We start from the raw sequence: 19,012 nt of genomic DNA on the forward strand, positions 1-19,012 counted from the left end.
GCTTTTAAAAGCCATGAACAAAACACGCTTTTTTTCTCATTTTGCATATTCAACTGCTCGAACTTCTCTGATTACGTTTACCTTTATCTGACCTGGATAATCAAGTTCACTTTCAATTCTCTTTACTATCTCTCTTGCCATTATAACAATATCATCGTCACTCACATGGTCAGGCTTTACCATTATTCTTATCTCTCTTCCTGCCTGAATTGCATAAGCCTTTTCAACACCATCAAAAGAATTCGCAATCTCTTCAAGTTTCTGAAGTCTTTTGATATAAGACTCAAGAGATTCTCTTCGAGCTCCTGGTCGTGCCGCTGAAACAGAGTCAGCAGCCTGAATTAACACATTGTAAATTGACCTTGTTTCCATCTCACCGTGATGCCCACCAATCGCTTCAAGGACATCCGGGTTTGTCTCCTTGTATTTTTTAGCAAGCTCATAACCAATCAGGGCATGTGACCCTTCCATTTCATGGTCAACTGCTTTGCCAATGTCATGAAGCAGACCTGCACGCTTTGCAACACTCTGGTCAAGACCGAGCTCTGCTGCCATGATACCTGCTATATTTGCTACCTCAATAGAATGTGCAAGAACATTTTGACCATAGCTTGTTCTGTACTTAAGTTTTCCTATGAGCTTAATGAGTTCTGGATGCAAGTTGTGAATCCCAAGCTCAAATACAACCCTTTCTCCTTCTTCTCGAATCTTATTCTCAACCTCTCGTTTTGCTTTTTCGTACATTTCTTCAATTCGCGCAGGATGTATTCGCCCATCTAAAATGAGCTTTTCTAACGTGAGTTTTGCTATCTCACGCCTTATCGGGTCAAACCCTGATAATATTACTGCCTCGGGTGTGTCGTCAATTATAAGGTCAATTCCTGTAACAGTCTCAAATGTCTTTATGTTTCTTCCTTCTCTACCTATGATTCTACCTTTCATTTCGTCATTTGGCAGTGTAACAACAGATACAGTGTTTTCTGCAACATAGTCTGACGAATAGCGCTGGATAGCAGTAGCAATAATTTCTCTGGCTTTTTTGTCAGCCTCTTCTTTTGCTTGCTGTTCAAGCTCTTTTATCATGAGTGCAACATCATGTTTGACATCCTGCTCAACACTCTTGAGTATAATTTGTTTTGCTTCTTCCTGAGTGAGCCCAGAAATTCTTTGCAGCTCTTCCTGCTCTTTTTGTTTTAAAAGTTCAATCTCCTCTTGAAGTTTTTGAATATCTTTCAGCTTCTGATTGAGCTGCTCTTCTTTTTCTTCTACAGAAGCCATCTTTTTGTCAAGCATCTCTTCTTTTTGGATAAGTCTTCTTTCGAACCTCTGGAGCTCTGCTCTTCGTTCTCTTACCTCTCTGTCAAATTCGCTCCTTGCTCTGTGTATCTCTTCTTTTGCAAGGAGTGTTGCCTCCTTTTTGTATGCCTCGGCCTGTTTTTTGGCCTCCTCAACAATTCTTTGGGCTTCTTGTTCAGCACTTTTTATGGTCTTTTCTGCAATCTTCTTTCTATATAAATAGCCCAAGAAAAAGGCAACCATTGATGCTACCAAAACAATTGCTCCAATAATTACAAACTTCAATGTCTCACTAATCTTTTGCACCTCCTTTGTGTTGAATAAGTTAAAATTAAATTATAAAAAAACTGCTTCAATTAAATTTTATTACTTTTTGCATACAGTGTCAACAATGGCGTCTTCTCAATAATCTAAGAATTCTCTAATTTTTTCAACCACTGTATTGTAGTCATATCCTCTTGCCACAAACCACTTAATAACCTTTAAAATCTCTTTGCTATCCTCTTTACTTACTCTCCTTAACTTCTTTTGCAAAAGCTTTACAAGAATTTCTTTATCATTTTCAGACTTTAAATTTAGCTTTGAAATTGTGGATGATTTGAACCCATTTTTCCGCAAAAGCTGTAATATCTCAAAGCTTGACTTTTTCTTTTGATACTTATTTACAAGCCTTTTTGCAGCTTCCAGCTCATCAATGTATCCGCTATTAACAAAATAAGCTACCGCTTTCAAAGCAGTAGCCGAATCATACCCGCGGGAAAGCAAATACTTGTAATACCCATATTCAGATTTGAGAGGATATTTTTGAATGTACCCTACAAGCATCTTTTTAGCACTTTTGAGACTGCTCTCAAATAAAACCTCTTCCAATTCTTTTTGATCTATCTCATCTTTTGCATACAATCTTTTTTCAAGATAGACCTCTCTGTCAATCTCAACTTCTTTGCCATCGTCAAAAACAAGCAAAGCTCTGTTCCCAACTATCTTTTTATCCAATATCCTCATTAATTTCACCACTCAACAGCAAATCCTCATCAGAAATCTCTGCTGTTGTCTTTATTTTCTCAAATGCAAGGTTTGCATTCTGCCTTATCTTTTCAATTATCTCCTGCATTATATCAGGATTTTCTTTCAAAAACTGTTTTGCGTTTTCTCTGCCCTGCCCAATCTTCTGACCGTTGTAGGTATACCACGCCCCACTCTTTTGAATAACATCGATGTTAACTGCAACATCTAAAACATTTCCTTCTTTTGAGATTCCTTCTCCATAAATCAAATCAAACTCAGCCTCTTTAAACGGTGGCGCAACTTTATTCTTCACAACCTTAACCTTTACCTTGCTGCCTATCGGTTGGCCTTGAGACTTGATAATCTCACCTTTTCTAACTTCTAATCTGACAGATGCATAGAACTTAAGCGCTCTACCACCTGGTGTTGTCTCAGGATTGCCAAACATTACCCCAACCTTTTCACGAAGCTGGTTTATAAATATGACTGTGGTCTTTGTCTTGCTTGTAATACCGGCAAGCTTTCTGAGCGCCTGTGACATGAGCCTTGCCTGAAGCCCAACATGCGCTTCTCCCATCTCACCATCAATCTCTGCCTGAGGCACAAGCGCTGCAACAGAGTCAATTACAATAACATCTATTGCATTACTTCTAACAAGCGCCTCCACAATCTCCAAAGCCTGCTCTCCGCTGTCTGGCTGAGACACAATAAGATTGTTTATGTCAACACCAAGTTTTTTAGCATAAAATGGGTCAAGCGCATGCTCAGCGTCAATAAATGCTGCCTCACCACCCATTTTCTGTGCCTCTGCAATTATATGAAGCGCAATAGTGGTCTTACCAGATGACTCTGCACCATAAATCTCTACAATCCTGCCTCGCGGAACTCCTCCAACGCCAAGCGCAATGTCCAACGAGAGCGCACCTGTAGGTATAACATCAATATTTTCTTTTGCCATCTCGCCAAGCTTCATTATAGCGCCTTTCCCGTAAGCCTTCTCAATTTCCATAATAACCTTGTCTAAAGCTTTTTTCTTATCTAAGTTTTCCATTTTTAACCCCCATCTTTTCGAACATATGTTTAGAATTATTATATACTTTTGCTTCTAATTTTTCAATAATCAATTATCTTTTTTCTCAAAATGTTGAGGGCAGCCTTTGAAGTCATCTCTTTTATCCTTAATCTGTCACCTGAAAACCTGAATTCAAAACTCTCAACATTATCTTTTGTTGCAATACCAATATATACAAGCCCTACAGGTTTTGTTTCACTTCCACCGCCTGGCCCTGCAATTCCTGTCACAGACAAAGCAATGTGGGCAAGCGAATTTGAAAGTGCTCCCTGTGCCATATACCTTGCTGTCTGATGGCTAACTGCCCCGTGCTCTTTCAACACTTGCTCTGGAACACCAAGCAGTTTCATCTTGGCCTCATTTGAATATACTATAAACCCTCTGTCAAATACTTCGGATGCGCCTGGCACATTGGTAAGCTTGTTACAGATAAGCCCTCCCGTGCACGACTCGGCAACGCTAACCTTTAACTTCTTTTCTGTAAGCAAGCCTATCACAACTTCTTCCAGCAGCTGTCTGTCAACACCATAAATATACTCTCCTAAACGCTCTCTTATCTTGTCTTCCATTGATTGAAGAAGTGATTTTGCACTGTCTTCACTCTCTTTTTTTGTTGTAATTCTCAGCTCAACTTCAAACGGCTTTGCATAAAGAGCCATCGTTGGGTCTGTCTGAGAGAGGATTAAATCCTTCAGAGCCTCTTCAATAGAAGACTCACCTATTCCAATAAACTTTAACACTCTTGAGTAAATCTTTTGTTTTGAAAACTTCTCTAAATAAGGCAAGACTTCTTCTTCAAACATCGGCTGCATCTCAAAAGGAGGTCCAGGAAGCAAAATTGCAATCTTGCCGTCTTTTTCAATGATAAGTCCAGGTGCTGTACCATTTTTGTTGTGAAGAACTTTTGCACCTTCGGGAACATATGCCTGTTTTTTGTTAATCTGAGGCATCTTTACCTGCCTGCGTTCAAAAAAACTTTCAATTCTTCTTAATATATCTTCATCCAGCACAAGGGTCAAACCAAAATAATCTGCTACTGCTTCTTTTGTAATGTCATCAGATGTTGGACCAAGCCCTCCTGTAAAAATCAATATGTCAGACCTTTTTGTGGCTATATCAATTGCCATTTTGAGCCTTTCCATATTATCCCCAACAGTTGTCTGAAAATAAAGGTCAATACCAAGCTCGGCCAATTTTTGAGCAAGATATTGACTATTTGTGTTCAAAATCTGACCAAGCAACAGTTCTGTACCCACACAGATTATTTCAGCCACCATAAATTTTCGCCTCACTTTTTTGTAAAATCTATCACTTTCCAGTTTGCTTTTATATAATCAAAACCTGAATAAATTGTAAGTATTACTGCCACGTACAACATTATCTTATCAAGAGGAAACCCCAGAAGAACAAAAGGATAGTTGTCAAGCAAAAGAAGCACAACTGCCACAATCTGGCTTATTGTTTTCAGTTTTCCCCACACATTTGCAGAAATAACTACACCTTCAGCCGCTGCAACCATCCTAAGGCCAGTTACCACAAATTCTCTTCCAATTATAATCATGGCAACCCAAGACGAAATTTTTCGCAGCTCCACTAAACACACAAGTGCTGCGGTTATCAACAACTTGTCTGCAAGAGGGTCCAAGAATTTACCAAAATTTGTTACAATTTTTCTTGACCTTGCAATATATCCATCTAAGCTATCAGTAATTGCAGCAACTATAAATACAGCCGCTGCTACCACCTTTGAATATGGAATACTACTGTAAAGCAAGAAGAACATAAATGCAGGTATCAACAATATTCTCACAGTTGTTAAAATATTGGCGATATTCATCAAATTATCTCTCCTACCAAATCATACTCAAACGCATCAAGTATCTTTACCTTGACAAACTTGCCAGCTGTCAGTTTCTTTTGAGAAAACACCAAAACTTTTCCGTCAACTTCTGGTGCTTCAAACTGGCTCCTTCCAATATAAAAGTTGTTTTTATCTTTTGCCTCTATAACAACTTCGTATTCTCTGCCAACTCGCTTTTTGTTCTGCCTTTTAGAAATTTTTCTCTGAATATTCAAAACCTTTTCATATCTTCTTTGTTTCACCTCATCGTCAACCTGAGGAAGCTGCGAAGCAAGCGTCCCTTCCTCTTGAGAATACATAAAAGCACCAAGCCTGTCAAACTCAGCCCACTTTAAAAAGCTGCAGAGCTCTTCAAACTCCTCATCAGTTTCTGTAGGGAACCCAACCAAAACTGTTGTTCTTATAATAACCTCATCAAAGCTTCTTCTTATCTTCTCTATCAGCCTTTTTATACCTTCTTTTGTTGTTTTTCTGTTCATGAGTTTTAATATTCTATCATTTATATGCTGAATTGGAATGTCAAAATAGTTAACTATTTTAGAAGAAGATTTTACCACCTCAATAAGATTTTCATCCACATCCTCAGGGTAAGAGTACAAAAATCTTATCCACTTGATTTTTTCAATCTTTTCAAGCTCTTCAAGCAAAGCATGTAACATCTTTTTGCCATATAGGTCTGTGCCATACTTTGTAGTATCCTGAGCTGTGAGGACAATTTCCTGGTATCCTTTTTCTGCTAATTCTTTTGCTTCCTTTACTATATCTTCAATGGGTCTGCTTGTATACTTGCCTCTAATAAGTGGTATGGAGCAATAAGAGCATCTGTTGTTGCACCCTTCTGCTATCTTTATGTAGGCATAGTAACTGGGTGTAGCAATCACTCTTGGCATTGAACTGTAGTATACAAACGAAGAAGTATCATCGAACACTTTTATCTTCTGCTTACCTTCATACAAATCTTTTATTACCTCAGGCAGTTTTAACATTTCTTTCACGCCAAGTATTGCATCAACCTCTGGCATCTGCTCTAATATCTCATCTTTATACCTCTGTGTCAAACACCCTGTCACTATCAAAAATTTGCATTTTTTGTTCTTATATTCAGCCATATCTAATATGGTATCTATGGATTCCTGTTTTGCATCGTTTATAAAACCACATGTGTTTACAACAATTACATCAGCATCCTCTGCATGTGAGGTTATCTCAAACCCTGCTTTGACACATGCGCCCATCATTATTTCACTGTCAACAAGGTTTTTGTTGCACCCCAGTGAGACAAATCCAACCTTTATCAATTCTTGGCACTCCTTTTTTACACCAGATTGTTTTGAAGCATGGTAGCAAAAAGTGTATTTTTCATAAGCATAGCAACTGTCATTGGCCCAACACCACCGGGAACAGGTGTAATAAACGATGCCACTTTTTCTACAGTTTCAAAGTCAACATCACCAACAAGTTTCTGGGTAGCGCCGTCCCTATTTATTCCAACGTCAATAACAACTGCTCCTTCTTTTACCATATCAGATGTGACAAACCTTGGCTTTCCAACTGCAGCAACAAGGATATCTGCCTGTTTGCAAATCTCTTTTAAATCTTTTGTATATGAATGACAAATGGTAACTGTTGCGTTTTCTCTCAAAAGAAGCAAAGCCAAGGGCTTCCCAACAATATTGCTTCTTCCTATCACAACAGCATGTTTTCCTTTTATCTCTATATTTTCTCTTTTCAAAAGCTCAATAATCCCAAATGGCGTGCACGGTTTGATTGCTCTTTCAAACTCTATGCCAGTTGCAACCATTCCAACATTGAGCGGATGAAATCCGTCAACATCCTTGTGTGGAAGGATTTTTGTGCAAATCCTTTTCTCATCAAGTCCATTTGGCAGCGGAAGCTGAACCAATATGCCGTTTATTTTCTCATCCCTGTTCAGTCTGTCAATCAAGCTCTCAAGCTCTTCTTGAGTTGTGTCTTTGCTCAGGGCAAACTCCACAGAATTTATTCCAACCTCGCCACATGCTTTTTTCTTGGAATTCACATAACTTCTGGATGCCGGGTCATCTCCCACAATCACAACAGCCAACGTTGGCTCTATTCCTCTTTGTTTTAGTTTTTCAACCTCAATCTTTACTTCATTTTTTATTTCTTGCGCTATCTTTTTTCCGTCTATTATCTTTGCTGACACTTTTATTACCTCCATCTTTTGGTTTTGGTGGAATTAAGCAGTCTTTGCCATATCCTATCAAATCTTCTCTTTTTGCTATCTTCAAAGCCTCATAAACCAAATCATAATTTTTTGGATTGTTAAAGTGCAAAAGGGCTCTTTGCATCATCTTTTCTTTTAACGTCTTTGGAACATAGACCTTTTCTAAGGTAAACGGGTCCAATTCGGTGTAATACATTGTAGTTGATACAGTTCCGGGTGTTGGATAAAAGTCCTGAACTTGCTCTGGTACAAACCCATTTCTTTTTAGAAACACTGCAAGCTCAATTGCATCTTCAAGCTTTGTCCCAGGATGCCCTGACATAAGATAAGGAATGATAAACTGTTTTTTATTCAGTTTTTTATTTGTATCAAAATATTCTTTTACAAATTTCTCATACACCTCTTTCGGAGGCTTACCCATATATTTTAACACATTATTGGAGATATGTTCAGGTGCTATTTTTAACTGGCCAGAAATATGGTGCATGCAGAGTTTTTCCAAAAACTTTCTGTAGTTTTTGTCAAGTAAAAGGTAGTCATATCTTATTCCCGACCTTATAAATACCTTCTTCACACCTTTTATCTTTCTTATCTTCTCTAAAAGTTCAAAATATTCGCCGTGGTCAACCTCCAAATTTTTGCACGGCTGAGGAAAAAGACACTGCCTATTTTTGCAAGCACCTCTTTCAAGCTGAAGACTACACGCAGGATTTCTGAAATTTGCAGTAGGTCCACCAACATCGTGAATATATCCCTTAAAATCGGGAAGTTTCGTTAGTTTTTTTACTTCCTCTAAGATTGACTTCGGGCTCCTTTTTTGAATGATCCTTCCCTGATGAAAGTGAAGAGCACAGAAATTACAGCCTCCAAAGCACCCTCTGTGAGATACAATGCTGAACTTGACCTCTTCCAGTGCTTTTATACCGCCTTCTTTTTCATAAATGGGATGATAGTTTCGCTCATACGGCAGAGAATAAACATAGTCCATCTCTTCCACTGTCAAAGGCTTTGCTGGCGGATTTTGAACCACATATAAATTTTTATGTGGCTGGACAATTATCTTTCCTGTGTACGGGTTTTGTTCCCTGTACTGAATAGCAAAAGCACGGGCGTACGCCACCTTGTCTTCTTTCACTTTTTCATAGCTGTCAATGATGATGAAGTCTTTTCCCTCAAGATGCTGAATATCCTTTGCAACATAACACGTCCCTTGAACATTTCTTATCTCTTTTATGTTCTCTCCTTTTTTGAGCCTCGGTAGAATCTCAAACAATGGCTTTTCGCCCATTCCGTATATCAAAAGGTCAGCACTGCTGTCTATCAATATCGAGGCTCTCACCTTATCAGACCAATAATCATAATGAGCAAACCTTCGCAAAGAAGCCTCTATACCGCCAATTATGATGGGAATATCACCATACTCTTTTCTTATTAAATTACAATACACAATTGTTGCTCTGTTTGGTCTTTTTCCCCTTTTCATACCAGGCGAATAATAATCCTGGCTTCGTGGCTTTTTAAATGAAGTGTAATGTGCAACCATAGAGTCAAGATTACCACTTGATACCAAAAAAGCAATTCTCGGTCTTCCCAGCACTGTGATGCTTTTTGAATCTCTCCAATCGGGTTGAGGAATTATTCCAATTCTAAAACCATAATCTTCTATTATTCGTGATATTATTGCATGGCCAAAAGATGGATGGTCAACATACGCATCTCCACACACAAATACAAAGTCAAGCTCGTCCCATCCACGCTTTTTCATATCTTCCTTGCAAATAGGTAAAAAAGCCATTCTACTTTCTCACTCCATATTCATAAGCATTTCGTCAAACTGTTCTTTAGTTATTAAAACCTGGCGTTTGCCGGTAGAATCCATCTTGCTAATTATTCCTCTTTCCTCCATCTGGTCAATTAGCCTTGCCGCCCTTGAATAACCAATTCTGAGTTTTCTTTGTAAAAATGAGGTTGAAACATTCTGCGCTTCCACCACAAGCTGAATAGCCTTGATCAAAAGCTCATCAGCCTTATCATCTTTAACATCTAAAACCTTGCTGTTTATCTCTTCAATCACTTCCTGATTGTACTCATTGTTAAAGTTCTGTTTTAAAAACTCCACAATCTTCTCAACTTCACTTTCAGAAACGTACGCACCTTGAACTCTCAGAGGTTTCGCCAAACCTATTGGAAGATATAGCATATCACCTCTTCCCAAAAGCTTTTCAGCACCCGCCTGGTCTAAAATTGTACGTGAGTCAACTTGGGATGATACAGCAAAGGCTATTCGCGACGGAATATTTGCTTTTATAAGACCAGTGATGACATCTACAGAAGGTCTTTGCGTTGCAACAACAAGATGCATACCCGCTGCTCGTGCCATCTGTGCAAGCCTGCAGATACTATCTTCAACCTCGGCAGGTGATACCATCATAAGATCGGCAAGTTCATCTATAATAATTACAATATATGGAAGTTTTTCTTGTCCATTTTCCTCACACCACTTATTATAGCCAACAACATCTCTTACTCCCGCTTGAGCAAAAAGCTTGTATCTATTTGTCATCTCCCCTACTGCCCAGGCAAGTGCGTTTGCAGCTTTTTTGGCATCTGTCACAACAGGTATCAAAAGATGAGGTATACCATTGTAAAGACTCAGCTCAACAACCTTTGGGTCAATTAAAATCAGTTTTACCTCATCAGGCATGCACCTGTAAAGAATGCTAATTATAAGTGAATTTATACACACACTCTTACCTGATCCTGTTGCACCTGCAATCAAAAGGTGAGGCATTTTTGTTATATCTGCTATCACAGGACTTCCTGCAACGTCTTTTCCTATGGCAAATGGTATCTTGTACTGCAGTGTATAAAAATCTGGACTTTCAATCAGCTCTCTTATATAAACAGGTTTTGGTTCTTTGTTTGGAATTTCTATCCCTATTGCAGACTTGTTTGGAATTGGTGCCTCAATTCTAACAGATGGTGCTGCCAGTGCAAGCGCAATGTCATCAGAAAGATTGACAATTCTGCTGACCTTTACCCCCTGTCCCGGCTGCAGCTCATATCTTGTAATTGTGGGTCCCACACTCACTTCCGTCACCTGAGCTTCAATACCAAAGTTTTTTAACGTCTCTTCCAGCTTTCTTATGTTTTCATTTATATCTTTTCTTGAAACCTGCAAGTTATCATTTTGTTCTTTAAGATAGTCAATGGGAGGATACAAGTATTGACTGCTTGATTGTAATGTTTGCTTTTTGGCTACAACCTTATTACTTTCCTTAGATTTTTTGGGTATATTTACAATGACCTCTTCACTTTTTTTTTCTTCTTCTATATCAGCATCAAGATTGAAGTTGTAAAACCCATTGCTTTTTATCTTTATATCCTCTTCAGTCTCTTCTACCCTTTTTTCATTTTGCTGGTTATTTTTAAGCTTTCTCTGTTTTAAAAAATCCCTTATCGAAAAGCTGAAAACAATCATACTCATGATTATAAGCGTGGAAAAACAAATAATGAGCGTGCCTGTAAAACCAAACAACGATACAAAAGGGTATGTAATGGCAGAACCAAAAACACCAAATCCCTTGAAATTCAAACCATCAAAGTATGCATCTTTTAAAACCTTTATAAATGAACCAGAAGTTTTTATATTTGCTTGAATAAAGGTGGTAAAAATCATGAATATAAGAAGTATATAGGTAAATACAATTATATCCCTTTTGTCAAACACCCTTGGCCTTCTTAAAATTGAATCAAGCGATACATAGAGCATGAAAGCAAGGATTAAGAAAACACCTACTCCAAAACATCCTAGCAAGGTTTTCTTGACAAAATCGCCAACTATTCCTACTTTATCTGTTGAGACTGAAAAAACAAGAAATAGAAAGACAAAAAATAAAAAAGTCCCGTACACCTCGGCGTTTAATCTGTCAAAAACCTCTTTTTTTATTTTATATCTCTTCTTTTTCGAAACCGCCTTTGCTCTCATAAATCCCTTCACTTCTTCTGTGCTTATTTTTCTAAGAATATTATAGCCTTTTTCCAAAAAAATAAAACCCCCAAAATATCTATTTGCGGGGGTCTTCATCATTTTTTGTCCCGGGGCAAAGCAAAAGTGGCTGAATTTGCTTGCCAGATACTGCTTCAATTATTGTAGGAATGAGAAGAGTGTATTCTGCAACAAGTGAATTTGGCTTTGCCAAAGGGTCATCCTGTCTAAAAGGAACAAAGTAGATATTTTTTGTGTTAAGAAGAATGGCAATATTTTTGCAGTTAAGACCAAGTGCATCGTTTGTAGATATCGCAACAACCACCGGTCTTTGATTTCTAAGGTGCGCTTTTGCGCACATAACAGGAGTTTCATCAACAATTCCATTTGCAAGCTTGGCGATAAAGTTCCCTGTTGCAGGTGCAACAACCAGTACATCAAACAGTTTTTTAGGACCGACAGGTTCTGCTTCTACAATATTTGTTATTGGCGGGTTTCCACAAATAGAAACTATTCTCTTCACAACTTCGTCCGCTTTTCCATAGCGTGTATCGGTTGTCTGTACTTTTTCACTGAATATTGGTGTTATGATTGCACCTTGTTTTTTGAGTTCTTCAATCACAGGTATTATTTGGTCAAATGTACAGAACGACCCTGTAATAGCAAACCCTATTTTTAGATTCTCAAAGCTCACTCTATCACCCCCCAGATTTCTTCCAGCAAACTCAACAGCACTTCAGATATATATTTGGCAGCTGTAACTGGTGCCACCTTGCCAGGAAGAGAAAGCGCATGTACCACTTCAATACCCTTTTCCCTTGCATATTCAAAGTCTACTCCACCCGGTTTTGAGGCAAGGTCAATTACAAGAGTATCGGCTCTTATCCTATCTATCACTCCTTTTGTAACAACCACAGCAGGAATGGTATTAATAATCAAATCCATTTTATTTACATACTCTGCTATATCACAGAGGCGGACCGGTAGAAAACCAAATGCTTTGCACCATGTAAGATCTGAGCTTTTCCTTGAAGCCACATATATGTTTGCTTCAAATCCTCTCAAGACCTTCGTAAGGACTTTGCCTATTCTTCCATATCCAAGAATTAAGATGTTCGAAGAGTGAAGGGTAATTGGCATCTTCTCAATTGCAATCATCAAACACCCTTCAACAGTAGGAATTGCGTTTAGTATTGCAAGCTCTTCTTTTTCGTATAGGTCAAAAATTTTTATATTTTTCTCTCTGCAAAGAGTTTTTATATTTTCAGAAATTACACTTGCAATAAGGACAATCTCTTTGCCAGATAACCTTTCTATTAAACTTTGTATCTCTATTGACTGCTGTGAAAGAGGTGCAAATATATACTTTCCATCCTGTGTGAAGGGAATTGGTCCTATTACTACCTTAGACTTTTCAATAACTTCATCCAAACTTTTTGCAAAGTTTATATTTGGACTATTGAACACTTTGCCTTTATCTGTTGCCCAGAGCAAAACATCAAATCCTTTATCAGCTAAGCTTTCCGCCAAAATCAAAATCCTCTGATCCCCACCAATAACACCTATATGTTTTTCCATCATTACCCCTCTTTTTTCGTTCTTGCTGCAAAGCTAATATAATCTATGTTTTAAGTTCAAAAAAGGTGCTTGGACAAAAAAATAAAAGCCACATTTAGTGGCTTTCTATCTCTTTCAACCTTTTTTAAAATGCATCTTTGATAAGATTTATTTTGGTCACATCATTTTTGCCATCTATAAATATCTCCACAACATCAAATCTGTACAAATACTTATCTTGCGAAAGATGGTATGCAATGAAATACTCAGCAACCCTTTTTATGTGAAGCTGTTTTTTGAAGTTGACAGATTCTGAAGGCAAACCAAATTTCAAACTTTTCCTTGTTTTTACCTCAACAAATACAATCGTATTCCCTTCTTTTGCTATTATGTCAATTTCACCAAGCCTGCATCGAAAGTTGGTTCTCAAAATCTCGTAGCCCTGTTTTTTTAAAAAATCAACCGCCAAATCCTCACCAAATCTTCCCACCTGTTTTAAATTCATCTTTTACTTTTCCCCGTTCCTATTAATTTTATCAAGATATCCAATAAAAACTAATATCTGCGCAACAACCTCGTACAAGTCCTCCGGAATATACTCCTGAAGCTCTAAATTAAACAGCTTTTCTGCCACGTTTTGGTCTTCATATACAGGAATGTCTTCCTGTTTTGCCTTTTCAACAATCTTTTCTGCAACATAACCTTTTCCTTTCGCAACAACTTTCGGTGCTATGTCTTCAAGATCATACTTTATAGCCACAGCTTTTTTTACCTTTTTCTTATTCATTATCTCACACCTTCAAATCAAGCCTGCTTAAAGTATTATCAAATATTAAATAGTCAACTGCAAGAGAAGAATTAGAAGTGTTATCAATTCTGTACTCAATATCAAGTTTATACCCATTTTCTTTTAAAAACTCTAAGAGCTTCTGCTGGTTTTCTCTTATCAAATTCAAAGTTGACAGCCTTTCACAAACTATGATTGATTTGAAACTACCGTGGAAAACCTTTTTAACATAAATACCTATTGTCCCAATGTTCTGGGTTGCCAATTTTAGCATAATGGAATTTGCTTTGAAGTTTGAAACTCCCTTCTTTTTGTTAACAAAAACTGAAATTTCATATTGGTGATTATCAAGCTCATACTTGAGATTAAAAATATTCATGTAAAAGGTATCAAAATCAAGTGTGGTTTGCTGACTTTGATTTGAGTTTATCTTCTCCAGAAACTGAAACACCTTTTGTTCAGAAAACTCTTTGTGAAAGTCAGCTATCTTGAAAAGCAAAAATTCCTCTTTTTTATTCAAAGTAATATCTTGAATTTTAACTGCTTCTTTATTTTGAAATCTTTCAAAAATCTCTTTAATCTTCTCCACAAACCTTATAAATTCACTTTTTTCTTTTATAAATTCCTCTTTTGATAAAGGCTTTTTAGAAAAAATCAAGCCCAAAAAAGCAAATAAGTCATTTTCATTATCTATTTTAATATCAAAGTTTCCTATATGATCATTTAACATACTTTTAAAAAAATCCTTCATGAAATTCTTCTGAGGAACAAAAATCAATCCTTTCCCTTTTTCGAATACCACTATAAAACTCTCACTTTTGTAGTCAGAAAATTTCAGCTTTTCCAATATCCCATTTTCATTTTGACTTCCCAAAAAAACCTCTTTTTTAAATTCAAAGGTTTTATCAGACAACTTCAAAAAGACATTTTCATCCTTTTCAATTTCCAAAGAAGCAACAAACATTTTTTCTTTCTCTGCAAACTCCAAAAACTCAGCTGATAACTTTTCTTCGGGAATAGTAAAAATCTCTTCTTTTGCATTTTGTGCAAGGTCAAACACGTTATTTAACTTCACAGCATCGAGGGTTTTAAATAAAGTCTCTTCTTGTAGTTTATCTTCAAAGTAAGATATACTATTAAAATTTTCTTGTTTAGAAACAACGTCCATTATCTTGAATGTAAGCTTGCCATCTTTCCAAACAGGATTTGCAAGACGCATCTTGTCACCTGGATTGAAAGAAAATGAGGAGCTATTTTGAGCTAAAATTGTCTTTGAACCTACATTCAGAATAAGCCTATCTCCTTCAACCCCGACAACCTGAGCATCAAATTCTTTTTCTTGATTGTCAAAAAGGTTAAGTATCTCTTTTATGTTATTTTGTTTTAAGAAGGTTATGAGATTATTTATATAATTCATACTTTTTCACCTTAAAAAGAAAGAATATTTTTTAAAAACGAAATCCTGTGAATTTCGCATGGACCATATTTTTGCAAAATCTCTATGTGCTCTTTTGTGCCATATCCTTTGTGTTTTTCAAATTTATAGAGTGGGTACTTTGAAGAAATCTCTACTATATATCTATCCCTTGAAACCTTTGCTAAGATGGACGCACAGGCAATTGAGTAGGATTTTCTGTCACCTTTTATGATAGCCCTTTGATTAAAGCCCAGGTTCGGAATTTCATAGCCATCCACTAACACTATGTCGGGCTCAATTTTTAAGTTTTCAATAGCATTTTTCATGGCCAAAAAAGTTGCATTGTTTATGTTTATCTCATCTATGATTTTGCTATCCACCATCGCAACAGAATACGCTATACTCTCTTTTATTATCTCTTCAAAGAGTTTTTCTCTCTTTTTAGGAGTCAGCTTTTTTGAGTCTCTCACACCTTCAATTATCCTTTTTCTGTCCATTACAACTGCTGCAGCAAAAACAGGTCCTGCCAAAGGTCCTCTTCCTGCCTCATCAACCCCGCAAATAAATCTGTAACCTTCATTCAAAAGCTTTTCTTCTATTTCAAAATAGTTTTCATCTTCCGACAACCTCATCAAGTGTTATCCTCCCAATCTTTCCTTTTCTTAAATCGTCTAAAAACATTGTTGCTGCTTTAAGAGTATCAATCCTGCCCTCTTTGAGTATACATCCTCTTTTTTTGCCAATTTCTATTAAGTACTCTTCCTCCGAAAGGGTGGAAAAATCAATTGAATACTTTTGGTTAAGCAGCTGGCAATATTTTTTCTTTATCATCCCAATTGTTTTCTTTGCAACAAGTTCTTTGTTAAAGAGCTCCTCTTTAATACTGCCTATCGCACAAAGCTTTAAAGCAACAGTGTCATCTTCAAGCTTTGGTACAAGTATTCCGGGGGTGTCGAGCATCTCAAAATAGTCGTTGATTTTTATCCACTGTTTTGCCCTTGTAACACCAGGCTTATCACCTGTTCTGGCCTTGGCTGAGTTTGTTATCTTGTTTATAAGCGTCGACTTTCCGACATTTGGTATGCCAAGCACACCAAATCTTATAATCTTCTTTCTTCCTTTTTGTTTTGCCTCTTCAATCTTGTCTTTTAATAAATTTTCGGCTATTTTCAATATATTCTTTACGTTTGTACCTTTCAAAGAATCAATACACACAGCAACCTGGTTATTTTCCTGAAAATACTTTACAAATTCTTGGTTTTTTGTTTCGTCGGCTAAATCTGATTTGTTCAGAACATAGATTTTAGGCTTATCTTTTATCAAAGCTTCGAGCTGTTCGTTTCTGGAACTCAAAGGTGCTCTTGCATCAAGCAAAATTAGATACAAATCAATATACTTGTTTAGCTCTAAAATTTCTCTTTTCGCCTTTTGCATATGGCCAGGATACCACTGAACGATCAAAGCAAAAATCCTCCTCTTTTTGTTGTAAATATAAAAAAGAGACTAAGCTTTTTTAAGCATTAGTCTCTTCGGTATTGTTATTCTCTTTATTGTTTGGCTGCTGAACAAGCTCTTTAATCTTTGCAGCCTTACCTATCTTTTCTCTGATATAATAGAGTTTTGCTCTTCTTACTTTACCTCTTCTTATAACTTCAATCTTCTCAAGCCTTGGTGAGTGAAGAGGGAATACTCTTTCAACACCAATACCATATGAAATTCTTCTGACTGTGAAAGTTTCCGAAAGCCCTTTTCCTCTTCTTTTTATGACAAGCCCTTCGAAAGCTTGCACTCTTTCTCTTCCACCTTCAATAACCTTAAAGTAAACTCTTACTGTGTCACCAGGTTTGAAATCAGGAATATCTTTTCTTAGCATTTCGCTTTCAATCTCTCTGATTATATCCATCTTCCACTTTCCCTCCTTCCAGCAATAAGGATGTTCTTGCAAACCGTGTTTGCAGAGGACCATGTACTTTATTTACAAGAAAAAAGCCCAAAAATGAACATGTGTAATTATAACACAATTTTTTGCATCTCACAATATTTTATTAAAAATTCTCTGTCTTCGTCGGTCAGCTCAAAACCTTTGAGCAAATCAGGTCTGTTTTTTATTGTTTTCAGTAAGCTCTGATACCTTCTCCACTTTCTTATTTTTTTATGGTCTCCGCACAAAAGTATCTCAGGAACTTTTTTGCCTCTGAACTCAAGCGGTCTTGTATACTGCGGATATTCCAAAAGCCCTGTTGAAAAACTCTCTTCTTGAGCTGACTTTTCTTCAATGACACCCTTTACAAGCCGCGAAACTGAGTCAATCACCACAAGTGCAGCATACTCTCCTCCAGTTAAAACATAGTCTCCTATAGAAATCTCATCTGTCACAATCATGTCAATTACTCTCTGGTCAATTCCTTCATAGTGCCCACATATTATTACAATCTCTTTTTCTTTTGACAGCTGCTCTGCATACCGCTGAGTGTATGTTTTGCCTTGAGGTGTAAGATAAATAACTCTGTGAGGTTTGGCTGGTTTTATACTCTCATATGCATCAATTATTGGCTGGGCAGTCATAACCATTCCAAATCCGCCGCCGTATGGATAGTCATCTGTCCTCTTGTGCTTATCAAGTGTAAAATCTCGTATATTAATTGCCTCTATCTTTATCAGCCCTTTTTGCTGAGCTCTTTTTAAGATGCTGTAGTTTGTTGCAGACAAAATCACTTCTGGAAATAAAGTTAGAACTTTGAATACCATCTTTAATCCAACAACCCTTCAACAACCTTTATTTTCATATATCCCTCTTCGATATTAACCTCCTTTACAATCTCTTTCAAGGCAGGAATCAGTATGTCTTTCTTTCCTATATAGCTGTCGCAAATGTAAACATCGTTGCTGCCAGTTTTTAAAACATCCTTTATTCTACCCAGTTTTCTGCCGTCTAAATCATACACTTCAAGCCCAATAATATCGCATATAAAATAAGTGTCCTTTGGCAGTTTTTTGGCTCTTTCTCTTTCTATCACTATATACCTGTTTTTCAGCTTTTGTGCTTCATCTATGCTGGAAATTTCTTTGAACTTGATTATCACAATATTATCTTTTACTCTATATCTTTCAATTGTGAGCTTTGTTGAAAGGTTGTCTTCCAAAAGAACATATTCAAGCTCAGAAAACCTGTCAACCTCATCTGTAAGAGGTATTACCTTAACTTCACCTTTGAGTCCAAAAGTATTTACAATCTTGCCTACCTGGAGGTACTTATACATAGTCTACCTCCTTTTTAAAAAAGAGTTAGGCAAGATACGCCTAACTCTTTTATTGTAAAATCTCAACTATAACTCTCTTGTTGTCTTTGTTTGCTGCAGCTCTGACAACTGTTCTTATAGCTCTTGCTATTCTTCCCTGCTTGCCAATGACCTTTCCCATATCTTCAGGAGCAACTTTGAGCTCAATAATTACTGACTGCTCACCGTGGATTTCGCTAACCTTTACTTGGTCTGGATTGTCAACAAGAGATTTTGCTATGACTTCAACTAAATCTTTTAGCATGACAAGCTACCCCTCCTTCTACATATGTTTTATTCAATTACGCCAGCTTTTTTAAGTAGAATTTTAACTGTATCTGTTGGCTGAGCACCGTATGATAACCATTTTTTTGCCTTTTCAACATCAACTTTGATGTCAGCAGGATTCTTCAAAGGATTGTAATAGCCAATTTCGTCAATTGTTTTTCCATCTCTCGGTGTGCGTGAATCTGCAACAACAATTCTATAAAAAGGATTGTTCTTTGCACCCATTCTTTTGAGTCTTATTCTTACTGCCACTC

At 37.0% G+C, this 19,012-nt stretch carries 21 protein-coding genes; all 21 read right to left on the reverse strand.

Annotated elements, in window-relative coordinates; all coding sequences use genetic code 11:
- Positions 1–36: 36 nt before the first annotated feature.
- The 21 genes from rny to rpsP all read right to left on the reverse strand — a co-directional run bounded on the left by rny (position 37) and on the right by rpsP (position 19,010).
- On the reverse strand, positions 37–1,602 hold the full coding sequence (gene rny, locus CALHY_RS08825) for a ribonuclease Y (protein WP_013403616.1): 1,566 nt from the start codon (positions 1,600–1,602) through the stop codon (positions 37–39).
- A 96-nt stretch (positions 1,603–1,698) separates the two neighbouring features.
- On the reverse strand, positions 1,699–2,301 hold the full coding sequence (locus CALHY_RS08830) for a regulatory protein RecX (RefSeq protein ID WP_013403617.1): 603 nt from the start codon (positions 2,299–2,301) through the stop codon (positions 1,699–1,701).
- Positions 2,285–3,355 (reverse strand): recombinase RecA, encoded by a 1,071-nt coding sequence (gene recA, locus CALHY_RS08835; protein ID WP_013403618.1) that lies wholly within the window; start codon positions 3,353–3,355, stop codon positions 2,285–2,287. The genes CALHY_RS08830 and recA overlap by 17 nt, the downstream gene beginning before the upstream one ends.
- A gap of 62 nt (positions 3,356–3,417) precedes the next feature.
- Positions 3,418–4,653: a competence/damage-inducible protein A gene (locus tag CALHY_RS08840; protein WP_013403619.1), complete on the reverse strand. Its 1,236-nt coding sequence runs from the start codon at positions 4,651–4,653 to the stop codon at positions 3,418–3,420.
- A gap of 11 nt (positions 4,654–4,664) precedes the next feature.
- Positions 4,665–5,213, reverse strand: coding sequence for a CDP-diacylglycerol--glycerol-3-phosphate 3-phosphatidyltransferase (gene pgsA, locus CALHY_RS08845; protein ID WP_013403620.1), 549 nt, complete (start codon positions 5,211–5,213; stop codon positions 4,665–4,667).
- A complete protein-coding gene (gene rimO / locus CALHY_RS08850) occupies positions 5,213–6,535 on the reverse strand; it encodes a 30S ribosomal protein S12 methylthiotransferase RimO (RefSeq protein WP_013403621.1) in 1,323 nt (440 codons plus the stop codon). The genes pgsA and rimO overlap by 1 nt, the downstream gene beginning before the upstream one ends.
- A gap of 17 nt (positions 6,536–6,552) precedes the next feature.
- Positions 6,553–7,422, reverse strand: coding sequence for a bifunctional methylenetetrahydrofolate dehydrogenase/methenyltetrahydrofolate cyclohydrolase FolD (gene folD / locus CALHY_RS08855; RefSeq protein ID WP_013403622.1), 870 nt, complete (start codon positions 7,420–7,422; stop codon positions 6,553–6,555).
- Positions 7,370–9,238, reverse strand: coding sequence for a YgiQ family radical SAM protein (locus CALHY_RS08860; protein ID WP_013403623.1), 1,869 nt, complete (start codon positions 9,236–9,238; stop codon positions 7,370–7,372). The genes folD and CALHY_RS08860 overlap by 53 nt, the downstream gene beginning before the upstream one ends.
- A 9-nt stretch (positions 9,239–9,247) precedes the next feature.
- Positions 9,248–11,431, reverse strand: coding sequence for an FtsK/SpoIIIE family DNA translocase (locus CALHY_RS08865; protein ID WP_049772039.1), 2,184 nt, complete (start codon positions 11,429–11,431; stop codon positions 9,248–9,250).
- 79 nt (positions 11,432–11,510) lie between these two features.
- Entirely contained in the window at positions 11,511–12,125 is a 615-nt protein-coding gene (locus CALHY_RS08870; protein ID WP_013403625.1) for a dipicolinate synthase subunit B, read from the reverse strand.
- On the reverse strand, positions 12,122–13,009 hold the full coding sequence (dpsA, locus tag CALHY_RS08875) for a dipicolinate synthase subunit DpsA (protein WP_013403626.1): 888 nt from the start codon (positions 13,007–13,009) through the stop codon (positions 12,122–12,124). Before dpsA ends, CALHY_RS08870 begins: the two co-directional genes overlap by 4 nt.
- A 124-nt stretch (positions 13,010–13,133) precedes the next feature.
- Positions 13,134–13,493 carry a YraN family protein gene (locus CALHY_RS08880; protein ID WP_013403627.1) on the reverse strand — a complete coding sequence of 120 codons (360 nt, stop codon included), beginning with the start codon at positions 13,491–13,493 and terminating at the stop codon, positions 13,134–13,136.
- A 3-nt stretch (positions 13,494–13,496) separates the two neighbouring features.
- Positions 13,497–13,775 (reverse strand): EscU/YscU/HrcU family type III secretion system export apparatus switch protein, encoded by a 279-nt coding sequence (locus CALHY_RS08885; RefSeq protein WP_013403628.1) that lies wholly within the window; start codon positions 13,773–13,775, stop codon positions 13,497–13,499.
- A gap of 4 nt (positions 13,776–13,779) precedes the next feature.
- Positions 13,780–15,192, reverse strand: a complete 1,413-nt coding sequence (locus CALHY_RS08890; RefSeq protein ID WP_013403629.1) for a hypothetical protein — start codon at positions 15,190–15,192, stop codon at positions 13,780–13,782.
- Between the two features lie 11 nt (positions 15,193–15,203).
- Positions 15,204–15,824 carry a ribonuclease HII gene (locus tag CALHY_RS08895; RefSeq protein ID WP_013403630.1) on the reverse strand — a complete coding sequence of 207 codons (621 nt, stop codon included), beginning with the start codon at positions 15,822–15,824 and terminating at the stop codon, positions 15,204–15,206.
- Positions 15,805–16,653, reverse strand: coding sequence for a ribosome biogenesis GTPase YlqF (gene ylqF, locus CALHY_RS08900; RefSeq protein WP_013403631.1), 849 nt, complete (start codon positions 16,651–16,653; stop codon positions 15,805–15,807). Before ylqF ends, CALHY_RS08895 begins: the two co-directional genes overlap by 20 nt.
- Before the next feature lie 52 nt (positions 16,654–16,705).
- On the reverse strand, positions 16,706–17,095 hold the full coding sequence (gene rplS / locus CALHY_RS08905) for a 50S ribosomal protein L19 (RefSeq protein ID WP_013290827.1): 390 nt from the start codon (positions 17,093–17,095) through the stop codon (positions 16,706–16,708).
- 107 nt (positions 17,096–17,202) lie between these two features.
- Positions 17,203–17,940, reverse strand: coding sequence for a tRNA (guanosine(37)-N1)-methyltransferase TrmD (gene trmD, locus CALHY_RS08910; RefSeq protein ID WP_013403632.1), 738 nt, complete (start codon positions 17,938–17,940; stop codon positions 17,203–17,205).
- A 2-nt stretch (positions 17,941–17,942) separates the two neighbouring features.
- Positions 17,943–18,452, reverse strand: a complete 510-nt coding sequence (gene rimM, locus CALHY_RS08915) for a ribosome maturation factor RimM (protein ID WP_013403633.1) — start codon at positions 18,450–18,452, stop codon at positions 17,943–17,945.
- Positions 18,453–18,501: 49 nt separating this feature from the next.
- Positions 18,502–18,735, reverse strand: coding sequence for a KH domain-containing protein (locus tag CALHY_RS08920; RefSeq protein WP_013290831.1), 234 nt, complete (start codon positions 18,733–18,735; stop codon positions 18,502–18,504).
- A 29-nt stretch (positions 18,736–18,764) separates the two neighbouring features.
- Positions 18,765–19,010 (reverse strand): 30S ribosomal protein S16, encoded by a 246-nt coding sequence (gene rpsP / locus CALHY_RS08925; protein WP_013290832.1) that lies wholly within the window; start codon positions 19,008–19,010, stop codon positions 18,765–18,767.
- Positions 19,011–19,012: the final 2 nt, after the last annotated feature.

Source organism: Caldicellulosiruptor hydrothermalis 108 (assembly GCF_000166355.1).
In the GTDB taxonomy this organism is placed as follows: domain Bacteria; phylum Bacillota; class Thermoanaerobacteria; order Caldicellulosiruptorales; family Caldicellulosiruptoraceae; genus Caldicellulosiruptor; species Caldicellulosiruptor hydrothermalis.